The organism is Pauljensenia sp. UMB6358 (assembly GCF_030216865.1).
GTDB lineage: Bacteria > Actinomycetota > Actinomycetes > Actinomycetales > Actinomycetaceae > Pauljensenia > Pauljensenia turicensis_A.
Map to the genome: position 1 here is coordinate 1 of NZ_JASOMS010000054.1, position 383 is coordinate 383.

Below are 383 nucleotides of genomic sequence, written 5' to 3' on the forward strand. Positions count from 1 at the left end.
CTACCCACCAGGCTTCCCATTCGTTCATGTCGCGGCGGATGGTTGCGAGGTTTTCGGGGGGCCAGATCGCCCCGGCGGTTATTGCTGCCATTAGTGGCCTCCCTTATTTTGTTGCGCGCCGCCACAAGGTTTCTGTGGTGACGAGTGCGTACCGTAGTGCGTCTAACGCGTGATCGTTGGCCTTGATTGGTTTGTCTTGGCCTTGTTCTGTGGCTTTGGGGTCCCACACGTAGGAGGGGAATTCTTTTAGTAACCATTTGCACCGGTTACTTATTTTGAGTTTTCCCTCGGATAGGAGTGAGCCGACTAGTTTTATGCCGTAGGCGACGTTGTTGTCGGCGTTTCTAATGTTTCTTAGGCCGTCTTCGTAGAGTTGGACTTTG

At 53.0% G+C, this 383-nt stretch carries 1 protein-coding gene; it reads right to left on the reverse strand.

Annotation, left to right across the window (positions count from 1 at the left end):
- Positions 1-103 precede the first annotated feature (103 nt).
- Positions 104-383, reverse strand: a 280-nt coding sequence (locus QP381_RS08600) for a phage terminase large subunit family protein (RefSeq protein WP_442953415.1), incomplete at its 5' end; no start/stop codon positions are given.